Raw genomic sequence first — 13831 nt, 5'->3', positions numbered from 1 at the left:
GGGGTGGCGTCCCCTCGCCACCCCTTTACCCGGTGCGCGCGGGCGGTCCATACTCCATTCGGACCACCACGCGCTCGTGGTGTCGCGAGCGCCACTGCTCCGGAAGGAGCCGGCATGCGATTCCCGGCCCTGGTGTGGGCGACCCTCGTGGCCAACGCGCTGTTCCTGGTCTGGGTCGTCGCCGGTGGCGGTCCCCTGGCGGTCGTCCTCTGGGTCGCGGCGGACGTCGTGCTCGGCGCCCTGTGGCTGGTCAGCCCGCACCGGACCCGTGACTGCCCGTCCTGCGGCCGTGCGGTGGGGCACGACGCGGCGGTGTGCACGGGCTGCGGCTACAACCTCGCACTGGCCTCCGCGCACGACACCCGCGCGCACCACTACCCGACGAACCCCGGGATCAAGCCGTAGAACCGGCTCACGTCACCGTCCGCGATCCCGCCTCACGCCGAGCGTGGAGCGTGGAGCTGAACGCGTCGAGCTGGACACGACCGCCGGGTCACTTGCGGAAGAAGCGCTCCCGCTGCCCGAGCCGCACCAGCTTCAGCCACTCCACGAACGCCTTCGGGTCGCGCCGCACCCCGAGGAAGTACAGCCCGAACCGGAACGCCTCCAGCAGACCCAGCTTCCGCATCCCCGGCTGCGACAGCAGGTAACCCCGGTTGCGGTAGGTGTAGTAGCGCTTGACGGCGTTCTCCGGGTCCTGCGCGTGGAACCGCCCGCCGAGCATCGGCTTGAACTCGTCCGACCCGTCCGGGTGCAGGTAGGTGACCTTCAACGACGTCCCGAACGGCAGCCCGGTGCGCACCAGCCGGCGGTGGATCTCCACCTCGTCACCGCGGAAGAACAGCCGGTAGTCCGGCACGCCGATGACGTCGACCGTGGACGCCTTGAACAGCGCCCCGTTGAACAGCGACGCGATCCCGGGCAGGAAGTCCGTGCCCAGCTCGGCCGCGTTCCGCTTCCACGTCAGCCCGCGCCGCAGCGGGAACGCCAGCTTCTCCGGCCGGTCGATGTTCGCCACCACCGGCGAGATGGCGGCCAGCTGACGCCGGTTCGCCTCCTCCAGCAGCACGGCGAGCACCGTCTCGTCCGCCGGCCGCCCGTCGTCGTCGGCCAGCCACAGCCAGTCCGCGCCCAACGACAGGGCGTGCAGCATCCCCAACGCGAACCCGCCCGCGCCACCGAGGTTGCGGTGCGAGGCCAGGTAGGTGGTCGGGATCGGGCACTGCGCGACCAGGTCGTCCACCGGCTGGTCCGGCCCGTTGTCCACCACCACCAGGTGGTCGAGCGCTCTGGTCTGCGACGCGAGGACCTTCAAGGAGTCGGCCAGCAGCTCCCGGCGGTGCCGGGTCACCACCACACCGACGACGGAGCCCTTCGGCAGTGCGCTCACCAAGCTCACCTACTCGCCACCGTTCCCGCTCAGCACCCGCGGTTGACCGATCCGCTCCAGCGTCGCCTCGCTCAGGTGCTCGTACGGGTCACGCCCCTTGTAGGAGGTGACCACGTCGCGCAGCGAGCCGTGCATCTTGACCTGGCCCTCGTCCATCCAGATGGCCGTGGTGCACAGCTCGACCAGGAAGTCGTCCGAGTGCGAGGCGAACACCAGGATGCCGGACCGCTTCACGAGGTCGTTCAGCCGGTCCCGGGCCTTCTCCAGGAACGCCGCGTCGACCGCGCCGATGCCCTCGTCCAGGAGCAGGATCTCCGGGTCGATCGACGTGACCACGCCCAGCGCCAGCCGCACCCGCATACCCGTGGAGTAGGTGCGCAGCGGCATCGAGAGGTAGTCGCCGAGTTCGGTGAACTCCGCGATGTCGTCGACCCGCTTCTCCATCTCCTTGCGGCTCATGCCGAGGAAGAGGCCGCGGATCATGATGTTCTCGAAGCCCGAGATCTCCGGGTCCATGCCGACGCCGAGGTCGAACACCGGCGCGACCTTGCCGACGATGCGCGAACTGCCCCGCGTGGGCTCGTAGATGCCCGCGAGCAGTCGCAGCAGCGTGGACTTGCCCGCGCCGTTGTGCCCGACGAGGCCGACCCGGTCACCGTGCCGCAGCGAGATGTTGATGTCGTGCAGCGCTTCGATTATCGGGACGCGGCCCTCGGAGCCGATCTTGCCGCCCACCTTGCCCAGCGCGAGCTTCTTCAGCGACCTCGACTTGGCGTCGAAGATCGGGAAGTCGACCGAGGCGTTCCAAACGTCGATGCCAACCATGTGTTGCGGCCTCACTCAGACCCAGTAGGAGACGCGGGCACGGTAGTTGCGCATGGCGATCAACGCCAGTGCCCAGCCCACGATGGTGAACCCGCCGACGACGACCCAGTGGTGCCAGTCCTGCGTGTGCCCGAGCAAGGGCGCGCGGACGATCTCCACGAAGTGGTAGAGCGGGTTCAGTTCGGCGATCAGCACTTTCCAGTTGCCCTCGCCGCTGCCGCCGGTGACCTTGTTCAGCACACCGACGTGCCAGACGATCGGCGTCATGAAGAAGATCAGGTTGATGAAGCTGTGGATCACCGGCGGGATGTCCCGGAACCGGGTGCTGATGATGCCGAACAGCAGCGCCACCCACACCGCGTTGACCACGATCAGCGCGAACGCCGGGATGGCCAGGACCATGGTCCACGAGATGCCGGGGTGGCTGTTGAGCTCGTCGCCGACCATCGAGTACGGCTGCGTGAGCGCCGGGTAGAAGACGGCGAGCACGATGAAGTAGACGACCAGGTTGTGCCCGAAGAACAACACCTGCCGCCACACCATGCGCAGCACGTGCACCGTCACCGGCGCCGGAAGGTGCTTGATCAGCCCTTCGTTGGCGATGAACACGTCGGTGCCCTCGGAGACCACGCCGAGGATGAAGTTCCAGATGATGAAGCCGGCCGTCACGTAGGGCAGGAACGTGTCCAGCTCCTGCCCGAAGAGCTGCGAGTACAGCAGACCGAGCGCGAGCGCCGTGGTGCCCATCGAGATGGTGATCCAGAGGGGGCCGATCACCGAGCGGCGGTAGCGCTGCTTGATGTCCTGCCAGCCCAGGTGGGCCCAGAGCTCGCGATGGTGCCAGGCGTCGCGCACATCGGCGAACGCACGCGCGAACGTGCGCGAGTTTGGTGCGAGGGGAGCCTCTGGTCGGTCGACCGTACTCGTGGGTTGCACGAGGATTGAGACTACCGGCGACGGGGTGGTGCGGCTGTCGCCGGGCTGTCACGGTGAGGTCACCCCCACTGTCGGGGCCCCGACCCTTACTGTCCGCACGGCCACCTGATGGTGATCGCACGCCTACTGTTGGTAGTCACCGCTGGTCGGCCGCTCGCCGGATACCTGCGAAGCCGGTCGATCCACCGCGCCGGCTGCCGATCAGACCCGTTGTCAGTCGGGTCAACCGTTGATCGGGCGGTCGGTCGGTCGGGCCGATCACTGAGCGGGCCGGCTGTGGGTCGGGCCGGCTGTGGGTCGGGCTGGCCGTGGGTCGGGCCGGCGGTGGGTCGAGCCGATTACTGAGCGGGCCGGCTGTGGGTCGGGCCGACCACTGAGCGGGCCGGCTGTGGGTCGAGCGGTTATCCATCAGGCTCGCCGTCGAGCCGGCCGGTTGTCCGTCGGGTCGGGTCGGTTGCCGGTCGGGCCGGTTATCCATCAGGCCGGGCGTCGAGCGGACCGGCGCAGGTCGGGTCGGTTGCGGGTCGGGCCGGTTGTCGAGCGAGTCGGTTGCCACCAGGCCGACCATCCCAGCCCCAGCCCCCAGCCATCCCGGCCGTCTCGGCCATCCCGGCTGCCTAGCTTCCCCAGATGCCCAGCGGTCCCGCCGGCCGCACAGGCCGGCGGTCCGGGCTCAGCGGTCCGGGCTCAGAGGTACTGGCCGGTGCCCCGGATGTGCGGCGTCTCCGAACCGTGGTCCCCGGCGCCCGTGCCGGCCGGCAGCGCCCGCCCGCGCATCTGCTCCAGCTGCACCCGAGCCGCCATCTGCTGCGCGAACAACGCGGTCTGGATGCCGTGGAACAGGCCCTCCAGCCAGCCGACCAGCTGGGCCTGCGCGATCCGCAGCTCCGCGTCCGAGGGCGTCCCCTCCTCCGTGAACGGCAGCGACAGCCGCTCCAGCTCGTCGCGCAGCTCCGGCGCCAGCCCGTCCTCCAGCTCGTCGATCGACCGCTTGTGGATCTCCTTGAGCCGGTTCCGGCTGGCCTCGTCCAGCGGTGCCGCGCGCACCTCCTCCAGCAACTGCTTGATCATCGTGCCGATGCGCATGACCTTCGCCGGCTGCTCGACCAGGTCCGTCACGTCCTGGCCGCCCGCGTCGTCACCCGCCGGCACCCGCGCGGCGCCCACGGGCGTGCCGTCCGGGCCTACCACCACCACGTGCCGCTCGTTCTCCACCTGATCACCTCGGGCTGCCTCACTCATGGCTCCCATCCTGGCCCGATCGGGTGGCGAACGCCGAACCGGGTCGCGGATCGCGCCCCAAACCCCCGGCCCTGCTGTCGCTCGTGCCGGACTCCTCCGTACGGTGTGCGGCATGGCGTTCGACGTCGCCCGGGTCCGTGGGCTCTTCCCCGCGCTCGGCGACGGCTGGGTTCATCTGGACGCTCCTGCGGGAATGCAAGTACCCGAACAGGTGGCCACGGCCGTCTCCACCGCGCTGCGCGCACCCGTCTCCGGGCCGGGTGGCATATTCCCCGCTTCACAACGTGCCGAGGCGATCGTCGACGCGGCCCGCCGGGCGGTGGCGGACCTGGTCGGCGCCGATCCCGCCGGTGTCGTGCTCGGCCCGAGTTCGGCGGTGCTGCTGCAACGCCTGGCCGACGCGCTGTCCGAAGGCTGGTTCCTCGGCGACGAGGTCGTCGTGTCCCGGCTCGACCACCCGGCCAACATCGCGCCGTGGCAACGGGCCGCGCAGCGCACGGGCAGCGTGGTCCGGTGGGCCGAGGTGGACATCGAGACCTGCGAGCTGCCCGCCTGGCAGTACGACGACCTGATCACGCCCAAGTGCAAGCTGGTCGCCGTCACCGCCGCGTCCGGCTCCGTCGGCACCCGCCCCGACCTGCGCAAGATCGCCGAAGCCGCCGGTCGCACGGACGCGATGGTCGTCGTCGACGCCTCGTCCGCCGCGCCGTTCGTGCCGCTCGACATCACGTCGATGGGCGCCGACGTGGTGGCCGTGTCGGCGAACAACTGGGGCGGCCCGCCGGTCGGCGCGCTCGTGTTCCGCGACCCGTCCGTGCTCGACATGCTGCCCTCGGTGGCGGTCGAGCCCGGTGCGCGCGGCCCGGAGCGGCTGGAACTCGGCCCGCACGCCTACCCGCTGCTGGCCGGCCTGGTCGCCTCGGTGGAGTACCTGGCCGGGCTGGACGACGCCGCCGTCGGCCCGCGGCGCGAGCGCGTGCTCACTTCGCTGGGTTCGGTGAAGGCCTACCAAGCCGGACTTCTGGCTAATCTCATCAACGAACTGCGATCGCTCCGTCACGTCATGGTGATCGGCGACGCCATGCGCCGCGTGCCGGCGCTGGCGTTCACGGTGGCCGGCGTGAAGGCGACCGATGGCGTCGAGCACCTGTCCGAACGCGGTGTCTGCGCGTTCGCCGACTCGGGGCAGCACGGCGTCTTCTCGGTGCTGGGGGTGGGCGAGGTCGGCGGCGCGATCCGCGTCGGCCTGGCGCACTACACGAACGCGGTTGAAGTGGACGAGCTCGTGCGGGCGGTCGCCGAGCTCGGCTGATCGGTTGCGCTGAGACTGGGGGGTTGGGTGGACGACCTGTTATCCCGGGAGCTCGCCGACCTCGCCGCACTGCACCGCCTCGCACCCCTGATGTCGGAGTACCTGCCCAACACGGCGCACGAACTGCGGCCCGCCGCGCTCGCGGCCGTGGTGGACGAGGTGCTGCTCGGGTCGCGGACCGTGCTGGTGGAGTGCGGGTGCGGCGCGTCGTCGGTCGTGCTGGCGAGGCTGCTGGCGCGGCGCGGGTTCGGCCACCTGCTGTCCGTCGAGCACGACGAGCGCACGGCGGCGTTCGTGGCCAGCCAGCTGCGCCGGGAGGGCCTCGGGCACGTGGCGCGCGTCGTCCACGCACCCCTGACCCCGCACCCCGCCGCCCTCGGCAACGCCCACTGGTACCACCCGCAGCTCGTGCACGACGAGGTGTCGGCGTTCGTCGAGCGGTACGGCCTGGTCGACCTGCTGCTGGTCGACGGCCCCCTGCTGGGCGACGCCCGCTACCCGGCGCTGCCGGTCCTGCGCGGTGTCCTCGCGCCCGGCGCGGCGGTGCTGGTGGACGACGCCGAACGGCCGGGCGAGCAGACCGTGCTGGTGCGGTGGGCGGAGGAGTTCTCGTTGCGCTTCCGCACCACCCCGCGAACCTCCCTCGCCACCGCGAACGCGTTGGACTAGGAGACCGCGAGCACGAGCTTGCCGAACACGCCGCTGCCCTCCAGCGCGCGGTGGGCGTCGGCGGCGCGTTCGACCGGCATCACCTCGTGCACGACCGGCTTCACCTTGCCGGCGGCGATCATCGGCCACACGTGCTCGCGCACCTCGGCCACCACGCGACCCTTGCCGCTCGGCCCGTCGACGGGGCGGAACCGCAGGCCGGTCGCGCTCACGCTCGCCCGCTTCGCCAGCAGCTTGCCGATGTTCAGCTCGGCCTTCACCCCGCCCTGCATGCCGATGACGACCAGCCGGCCGTCCGGCGCGAGCACGTCGATGTTGCGGTCCAGGTAGGCGGCGCCCATGTTGTCCAGCACCACGTCCGCCCGGCCGACCTCGGCGACGAAGTCCTGCCGGTGGTAGTCCACCAGCACGTCCGCGCCCAGTTCGGCGCACCGCGCCAGCCGTTCCGCCGACCCCGCCGTGACGGCGACCCGCGCGCCCAGCGCCTTGGCGACCTGGATGGCGTGCGTGCCGATGCCGCCCGCGCCACCGTGGACGAGGAACGTCTCACCGTTCTTCAGGCCCGCCAGCATCACCACGTTCGACCACACCGTGCACGCGACCTCGGGCAGCGACGCCGCCGTCACCAGGTCGACGCCGTCGGGCAGCGGCAGGAGCTGGGCGGCCGGGACGACGACCCGTTCCGCGTAGCCGCCGCCGGCGAGCAGCGCGCACACCTCGTCACCGACTTCCCAGCCCGTGACGCCCTCGCCGAGCGCCGCGACCGTGCCCGAGCACTCCAGGCCGAGCACGTCCGACGTGCCCTTCGGCGGCGGGTAGTGGCCCTGGCGTTGCAGCAGGTCGGCGCGGTTCACCGCGGTCGCGGCCACGTCGAGCAGCACCTCGCCCGGTCCGGGTTCGGGGTCCCGAACCTCCGTCCACGCCAGCACGTCCGGGCCGCCGGGTTCACGAATGGTGATCGCGCGCATGGGTCGACGGTAATCCGGTCGCCGCGCGGACGCGTGATTCCCGCCACGAGTCGGGTGTGGGCGGTATCACACCGTGCCTGTGGCTGCTCATCAGCGAAAGACCCTCCGACTGACGGATTGCGTTCGACCCCGTGACTTGTGAGGGTGCGGCATCCGAGTGAAGGGGAACTCGCTCATGTCAGGTAGAACCCGGATTCGACGCGCGGCGATCCTCGCAGCGTCCGCATCCCTCGCGCTGGTGGCCGTTCCGGTGGGCAACGTCGCCTCGGCGGCGGGGCTCGACGGTCCGAAGCTGGCCAAGAACCTCACCAAGAACGTCACGCTGGAAGGGGTCAACCGCCACCTGATCGCGTTCCAGCGCATCGCCGACCGCAACGACGGCAACCGCGCCGCGGGCACGACCGGGTACGACGCCAGCGTCGAGTACGTGGCGGGCAAGCTGCGCGGCGCGGGGTTCGACGTGTCCACGCCGGAGTTCACCTACCCGGTGCAGATCACCGACGCGGCGACCGCGACGGTCGGCGCCACGACGTACGAGAACATCCCGCTGGAGTTCTCGCCGCTGACGCCGGCCGGCGGCGTCACCGGTCCGCTGCGCGTCGTCCCCGAGGACGCGACGCCGGGCTGCGAGGCGGAGGACTTCGCCGGGCAGGACTTCACCGGCTCGATCGCCCTGATCCGCCGCGGCTCCTGCACGTTCGACGTCAAGCACCGCAACGCGGCTGCCGCCGGCGCCATCGCGGTGATCATCTCGAACAACCGCGAGGGCACGCTGGAGGGCGTCACGCTCGGTTCGCCCGGCGTCGTCCCGACCGGTGGCGTCACGCAGGCCGACGGCACCGCGCTGGCCCAGCTCGGCGGCCAGCCGGCGACCGTGGACCTGCGGTACCACACGGAGGAGCGCCTCTCGCGCAACGTGATCGCGCAGACCCGGACCGGCCGCACGGACAACGTCGTGATGGCGGGTGCGCACCTCGACAGCGTCGAGAACGGCGCGGGCATCAACGACAACGGCACCGGTTCGGCCGGCCTGCTGGAGACCGCGCTGAAGCTGGGTGGGTCGCCGAAGGTGGAGAACGCGGTGCGGTTCGGGTGGTGGGGCGCGGAGGAGCTGGGCCTCGTCGGGTCGACGAAGTACGTGCAGTCCCTGACGTTCGAGCAGCAGCTGGACATCGCGCTGTACCTGAACTTCGACATGATCGGGTCGCCGAACGCGGCGTACTTCGTGTACGACGGCGACAACTCCGACGGTGACGGCGCGGGCGCGGGCCCCTTCGGGTCGGCGCAGATCGAGCAGGCGTTCATCGAGTACCTGACCGTCGAGAAGGGCGTGCAGACCGAGGGCACGGACTTCAGCGGGCGTTCGGACTACGGCGAGTTCATCGCGCAGGGCATCCCGGCGGGCGGCCTGTTCACCGGCGCCGAGGGCGTCAAGACGGAGGCCCAGGCGGCCAAGTGGGGCGGCACCGCGGGCGTCGCCTACGACCCCAACTACCACGGGTCGGGTGACACCCTCGGCAACGTCGACCGCACCGCGCTCGACCGGAACGCCGACGCGCTGGCGTGGGTGACCGCGTCGTACGCGATGAGCACCGAGAGCGTGAACGGCGTGCCGTCACGTGCCAACCGCGCTGAGGCGCGTGCGGCTTCGATGCGTTCACTGCACGTGGAGGAGCACGTCCACTCGCACGCCGACGTGGCGTAAACACCTGCACCTGTTCCTGTTCCGACCGGGGCCGGCCTCCCACCGCGGAGACCGGCCCCGGCTCGTCGGACCGTTCACCGGCTGTCCACGCTGGAGCAGTCCCGTTCGGTGCCCACGACCTCTTGCTCGAGATGCGGCTGATCAAGGCCGCGGCACATCCGGTCGGTCGCATCGGCGGTCCAGGGCGGTCGTCACCACTGGTGGCGCACGGCGGCCTTGGTGCCGGTCACCAGGCTCGCCGGTGGAACGTCGTCGGCCACGACCGCTCCCGCGGCGATCACGGCGTCACGGCCGATGGTGACACCGGGCAGGATCGTGGCGCCGGCGCCGATCCACACGTTCTCCGCCACGTCGATGGGCCCGCCGCTCAGCCACTCCCGTCGTTCCACCGGGTCGACCGGGTGCCCCATGGTGATGAACGTGGCCTTCGGGCCGATCATCACGCGCTCGCCGATCCGGATGCCCGCGTAGTCCAGGAACGTGCAGTTCTGGTTGATGAACACCCGTTCCGCGAGGTCCAGGTTGAGCCCGTGGTCGGTGTAGAACGGCGGGTAGATCGCCACCCGCTCCGGCAGCGGCCGGCCGAGGATCCGCTCGAACAACTCCGCCTTGCCCGCTTCGTCGTCGAAGGGGAGGACGTTGAGGCGGGACGTGAGCTCCGTGGCCCGCAGGACTCGCTCGGACATGGCCTTGAACTCGGCGCTGTGGATGCGCATGAGGCGGTCGTCGGGCATGACTTGGACCTTCTCACGCACGCTGCCGCGCCGGCCGTCCCGTGCCGGCTCACCCGTCCTGACGAATCGGTGGCTACCCCTGCGGCGGCGCGACCGTGACGAAGCGGGCAACCCCGTCACCGGCCGCGATGTGCCAGTGGAGGTGCTTGTTGTGCTGCTCGTTCCCCAGGGTCGTGAGCACCTGACAGCCCCCGTGCCGCGCAACGGCTTCGCCGCCCACTTCCTGGAGAACGGCGAGCATCTCGGCGGCCAGATCCGGCGTCAGCTCCAGCAGGGACGACACGTGGACCTTCGGGACGACGATGATGTGCTCACGGCTGAACCCCGGTCGAGGTGGCCGGAAGGCGAGCACGGTCGCCGTCTCCGCCAGCACGTCGACCACGACCTTGCCGGGAATCACCTCATCGCAGTACCAGTCCTGGCGCACCCACCGACCGTAACCACTGGATCGGCCCCAGTCCCGCCCAGGGCCTGCGGTCCATCGCCCGGAAAGCGGCTGTCACTATTCTCCGTCGCCTATTCCGATCGTTTTGAGCATCTCAAGCAGTTCGTCCACACCCGTGAGTCCCAGGAAGGTGAATAAGGCTCCGGCGATGCCGGACAATATGACCCAGTACGCTTCCCAGGACATTTTGTCCCGAATCACCTCTTTGCGGCAAAATTCACCGATCTTGTAGAAGAAGACGGGAGGGGCGAAGAGGGTGGACAGCATCAACAGGCCCTGCCCGGTCGACAGCTTTTCGTGCGGAGAGATGTCGGCTGCTTCGGCCCACTTCGCCAACAAGGCAACCCCGGCCAGACAGCCCAGAACTGCCCAGATCAAATCGATGAGGTCATTATCGCCGTCTTTGTTGCTCTCATCCGTCACGTACAGCCCCTTGTCCGCGTCGGCAACCACTGTTCCAAGCCTTGCGCAGTTCAGGTCGTCCTTGGCCGGCTGTTCAGGTCCGTCCGGTTCGAGCCGTTCCCGCAGCTCACTGCCTCGCGGCCGTCCATGCCCGTCCGCACCGGTTCACCCTCGTCGCGACACAGGTAGCTACGCCTGTGTGGTGCGGGCCTGTCCTTCCTCGGCCCGCCGCTGCTCCTCGGCCAAGGCGTGCTCGACCCAGTCGAGGAACGCGGGAAGTTGGCTGTCGGCGCTGAAGCAGTCCCGCTCGGTTCCCACGATCTCGTGTTGAAGATGCGGCCACTCCAGCCGCAATGCGTTGTAGTGGGCCTGCCCGACCCGTTCATCGGGGTGGCGGCGCATGTGCTCGTCCACCAGGTCGAGGTACCGGCTGATCATGTCCATGACACCCCTTCGCCGTGAACGCCGGCCGCCCCACCTCCGTTGGCCGCCGGCGCGGAGCGACTGCGGGCGTCGGTCGCCGTGTCCGGCCCCGCCGAAGCTGCCACGAAATGCGGATGCAGCATTCAGATGGTTCGCCGGCGCATCAACGCGAGTCGGCTTCAAGCCGGCCGGCGCGGGTGTCCGTCGTGAAGATCCGCGATTACCAGCAGGCTGGAAGGCGTTGCTACACCCGTCGCTGCACCGGGGGGGTGTGACCGACCTGCGAAGGACAGCCACACTCCCCTCTGACCAGCGGAAGCGGAGGGATTTGAACCCCCGGACGGTTGCCCGTCTCCCGCTTTCAAGGCGGGTGCATTCGGCCGCTCTGCCACGCTTCCCGGCGTGCCGGAGCAGGTTACCGGTCCACCTGCCGCAGGTGTGTGATGACCCGGGTGAACACCGTGGCCAGCACCTCCTGCTCCTCCCGCGACAACAAGTCGATCATGTGCTCCCGCACGCCCTCGACGTGCGTCGGCGCCGAGGCCTCCAGCAGCGCCATCCCCTTGTCCGTCAGCTCCGCGAACACCCCGCGCCCGTCCTCAGGGCACTCCAACCGCCGCAGCAGCCCTTCCCGCTCCATCCGCGCCACCTGGTGCGAGACCCGGCTCTTGGACGACGCCACCTCGTCCGCCAACTGCGACATCCGCATCCGCCGCCCCCGTCTCTCGGACAGCCGCACGAGCACCTCGTAATCGGGCAACGACACCCCGTGCCCGTCCTGCAACTCCCGGTGCAGCCGGTCGGCGAGCATCGACGCCCCGACCACGTAGTTGCGCCAGGCGCGCATCTCCTCATCGTCCAGCCACCGCGGCTCCTGCTCAGTCACCCCCCAAGGCTATGCCGCACATCTCCGTTAACTGACGATCCACGGGCATGTCTGGTGCCGGTCAGCTTCGGAAGGCAAACTCCTGCGCCGTACCGCGCCCTCCCCCCGGGGCGCCGCAGGAGGGAACCCACCCCATGACCTCGTTCAGACGCACCGCGCAGCGCTCCGCCGCGCTCGCGGTCACCGCGGCGGCAGCGCTGGCGGTCACGCTCGTGCAGAACCCCGCGCAGGCCGACAACGACAAGCCGGTCCGCACGGTCGACGTCCGCCTGATCGGCATCAACGACCTGCACGGCAACATCGAGCCCCCCAGCGGTTCCTCGGGCCGCGTCACGCTGTCCGACGGCACCCAGGTCGAGGCGGGCGGCGCGGCGTTCAACTCCACCCACATCAAGGGCCTGCAGGCGGAGGTGCGCAACTCGGTGATCGTCGGCCAGGGCGACCTGATCGGCGCGTCGCCGATCGTGTCCGCCCTGTTCCACGACGAGCCGACGATCGAGGTCCTGAACCACGTCGGCATGGACACGTCGGCAGCGGGCAACCACGAGTTCGACGAGGGCTACCAGGAGCTGCTGCGCATGCAGCGCGGCGGCTGCCACCCGGTCGACGGCTGCCAGTTCCGCGACAGCTACGAGGGCGCGGAGTTCCCGATCCTCGGCGCCAACGTCACCCTCGCCGCGAACGACCGCCCCGCGCTGCCCCCCTTCTGGGTGGAGTTCCGCGACGGCGTCCCGATCGGTTTCATCGGCATGCCGCTGAAGGACGTGCCGATCCTGGTCGACCCGAACGGCATCAAGGAACTCGAGTTCGGCGACGAGGTCGCCGCCGCCAACCGGTACGCGGACCTGCTGAACCGGCTCGGCGTGAAGTCGATCGTGCTGCTGATCCACCAGGGCGACAACACCTCGGGCGGCGGTCCGGACGAGTGCCGCACGGTCGCCGGCGGCCCCGGTCGCAAGATCGCCGAGCAGGTCAGCCCGAAGATCGACGCGGTGTTCTCCGGCCACAGCCACCAGCACTACAACTGCACGGTCACCGACCCGGCGGGCAACCCGCGCCCGTTCATCGAGGGCCTGGCGTTCGGCCGTGAGCTGTCCGTGGTCGACATCAAGATCGACAAGCGCACCCGCGAGGTCATCCGGTCGGCGACGGTCGCCCGCAACCACGTGGTGACCCGGACCGTCACCCCGGACCCGGAGATCCAGGCGATCATCGACCTGGCCAAGACGAAGTCCGGCCCGATCGCGAACCGCCCGGTCGGCACCATCGCGCAGGACATCCTGCGGGCGCAGAACCCGGCCGGCGAGTCCGCGCTGGGCAACCTGATCGCCGACTCGCAGCTCGCCGTCACCACGGACAACGGCGCGGTCCTCGCGCTGATGAACCCCGGCGGCGTGCGCGCCGACCTCACCTACGCCTCCTCGCCCGCGGGTGAGGGCAACGGCGTGGTGACGTACGGCGAGGCGTTCACCGTCCAGCCGTTCGGCAACATCCTCCAGACGGTGACGTTGACCGGCACGCAGATCAAGGCGGCGCTGGAGCAGCAGTGGCAGATCGTCAACGGCGCGCAGCGGCAGATCATCCTCCAGCCGTCGAAGGGCCTGACCTACACGTGGTCGGCGTCCGCGCCCATCGGCTCGAAGGTGTCGGCGATCATGCTGAACGGCGCGCCGCTCGACCCGGCCGCGAACTACCGGGTCACGATCAACAGCTTCCTCCAGGGCGGTGGTGACGGCTTCAGCACGTTCACCGGCGGCACCGACATCACCGGTGGCGGCATCGACCTGGACGGGTTCAGCGCCTACCTGACGGCGAACCCGAACACCGCGCCGCCGGCGCTCGGCCGGATCACCACGACCCCGTGATCTCCGCGCGGTGGGCGGGCGCCCGAGGT

Annotated in this window: 15 protein-coding genes and 1 tRNA gene; 5 read left to right on the top strand and 11 right to left on the bottom strand. The window is 70.1% G+C overall.

Translation table 11 applies throughout. The features are described 5' to 3' along the window. The first annotated feature begins 114 nt into the window (after window positions 1-114). A complete protein-coding gene (locus tag OQ02_RS00310; RefSeq protein ID WP_033436161.1) occupies window positions 115-405 on the top strand; it encodes a zinc ribbon domain-containing protein in 291 nt (96 codons plus the stop codon). Window positions 406-493: 88 nt separating this feature from the next. Here the strand turns inward: OQ02_RS00310 and glfT1 are convergent, their stop codons facing one another. The 4 genes from glfT1 to OQ02_RS00290 form a co-directional block, all read right to left on the bottom strand. Next, the gene (glfT1, locus tag OQ02_RS00305; RefSeq protein WP_051771724.1) at window positions 494-1390 is read right to left on the bottom strand and encodes a galactofuranosyltransferase GlfT1; all 897 of its coding nucleotides are present in this window, start codon (window positions 1388-1390) and stop codon (window positions 494-496) included. 9 nt (window positions 1391-1399) lie between these two features. Then, window positions 1400-2215 carry a galactan export ABC transporter ATP-binding subunit Wzt/RfbE gene (gene wzt, locus OQ02_RS00300; RefSeq protein WP_033436159.1) on the bottom strand — a complete coding sequence of 272 codons (816 nt, stop codon included), beginning with the start codon at window positions 2213-2215 and terminating at the stop codon, window positions 1400-1402. A gap of 15 nt (window positions 2216-2230) precedes the next feature. Next, complete coding sequence (gene wzm, locus OQ02_RS00295) at window positions 2231-3151, bottom strand: galactan export ABC transporter permease subunit Wzm/RfbD (protein ID WP_033436158.1); 921 nt, start codon at window positions 3149-3151, stop codon at window positions 2231-2233. Between the two features lie 687 nt (window positions 3152-3838). Next, on the bottom strand, window positions 3839-4393 hold the full coding sequence (locus OQ02_RS00290; protein WP_081915304.1) for a bacterial proteasome activator family protein: 555 nt from the start codon (window positions 4391-4393) through the stop codon (window positions 3839-3841). Between the two features lie 112 nt (window positions 4394-4505). On the opposite strand from OQ02_RS00290, the gene OQ02_RS00285 reads away from it, so the two are divergent. Together OQ02_RS00285 and OQ02_RS00280 are read left to right on the top strand one after the other, a co-directional pair. Then, window positions 4506-5705 (top strand): cysteine desulfurase-like protein, encoded by a 1200-nt coding sequence (locus OQ02_RS00285; RefSeq protein ID WP_033436156.1) that lies wholly within the window; start codon window positions 4506-4508, stop codon window positions 5703-5705. A gap of 27 nt (window positions 5706-5732) precedes the next feature. Next, complete coding sequence (locus tag OQ02_RS00280; RefSeq protein WP_231499811.1) at window positions 5733-6374, top strand: class I SAM-dependent methyltransferase; 642 nt, start codon at window positions 5733-5735, stop codon at window positions 6372-6374. Here the strand turns inward: OQ02_RS00280 and OQ02_RS00275 are convergent. Continuing rightward, complete coding sequence (locus OQ02_RS00275) at window positions 6371-7342, bottom strand: NAD(P)H-quinone oxidoreductase (protein WP_033436154.1); 972 nt, start codon at window positions 7340-7342, stop codon at window positions 6371-6373. The genes OQ02_RS00280 and OQ02_RS00275 overlap by 4 nt on opposite strands. A 175-nt stretch (window positions 7343-7517) precedes the next feature. Here OQ02_RS00275 and OQ02_RS00270 point away from each other — a divergent pair, with 175 nt between their 5' ends. Further along, on the top strand, window positions 7518-9047 hold the full coding sequence (locus OQ02_RS00270; protein WP_033436858.1) for a M28 family metallopeptidase: 1530 nt from the start codon (window positions 7518-7520) through the stop codon (window positions 9045-9047). Between the two features lie 191 nt (window positions 9048-9238). Here OQ02_RS00270 and OQ02_RS46575 read toward each other — a convergent pair whose 3' ends face one another. The 6 genes from OQ02_RS46575 to OQ02_RS00240 all read right to left on the bottom strand — a co-directional run bounded on the left by OQ02_RS46575 (window position 9239) and on the right by OQ02_RS00240 (window position 11937). Next, complete coding sequence (locus tag OQ02_RS46575) at window positions 9239-9781, bottom strand: DapH/DapD/GlmU-related protein (RefSeq protein WP_033436153.1); 543 nt, start codon at window positions 9779-9781, stop codon at window positions 9239-9241. A 73-nt stretch (window positions 9782-9854) separates the two neighbouring features. Next, on the bottom strand, window positions 9855-10208 hold the full coding sequence (locus OQ02_RS00260; RefSeq protein ID WP_033436152.1) for an HIT family protein: 354 nt from the start codon (window positions 10206-10208) through the stop codon (window positions 9855-9857). A 75-nt stretch (window positions 10209-10283) separates the two neighbouring features. After that, the gene (locus OQ02_RS00255) at window positions 10284-10679 is read right to left on the bottom strand and encodes a hypothetical protein (RefSeq protein WP_033436151.1); all 396 of its coding nucleotides are present in this window, start codon (window positions 10677-10679) and stop codon (window positions 10284-10286) included. Window positions 10680-10817: 138 nt separating this feature from the next. Next, the gene (locus tag OQ02_RS00250) at window positions 10818-11072 is read right to left on the bottom strand and encodes a hypothetical protein (protein WP_033436150.1); all 255 of its coding nucleotides are present in this window, start codon (window positions 11070-11072) and stop codon (window positions 10818-10820) included. 292 nt (window positions 11073-11364) lie between these two features. Then, window positions 11365-11449 (bottom strand) — tRNA-Ser (locus tag OQ02_RS00245). Between the two features lie 17 nt (window positions 11450-11466). After that, the gene (locus OQ02_RS00240) at window positions 11467-11937 is read right to left on the bottom strand and encodes a MarR family winged helix-turn-helix transcriptional regulator (protein ID WP_033436149.1); all 471 of its coding nucleotides are present in this window, start codon (window positions 11935-11937) and stop codon (window positions 11467-11469) included. 134 nt (window positions 11938-12071) lie between these two features. Between OQ02_RS00240 and OQ02_RS00235 the strand changes: the two genes are divergently transcribed. Continuing rightward, window positions 12072-13802 (top strand): bifunctional metallophosphatase/5'-nucleotidase, encoded by a 1731-nt coding sequence (locus tag OQ02_RS00235; RefSeq protein WP_033436148.1) that lies wholly within the window; start codon window positions 12072-12074, stop codon window positions 13800-13802. Window positions 13803-13831: the final 29 nt, after the last annotated feature.

It is taken from the genome of Saccharothrix sp. NRRL B-16314 (assembly GCF_000716595.1).
In the GTDB taxonomy this organism is placed as follows: domain Bacteria; phylum Actinomycetota; class Actinomycetes; order Mycobacteriales; family Pseudonocardiaceae; genus Actinosynnema.
Note: the sequence above shows the minus strand (reverse complement) of the source record. Positions and strands in the feature narration are given on the sequence as shown.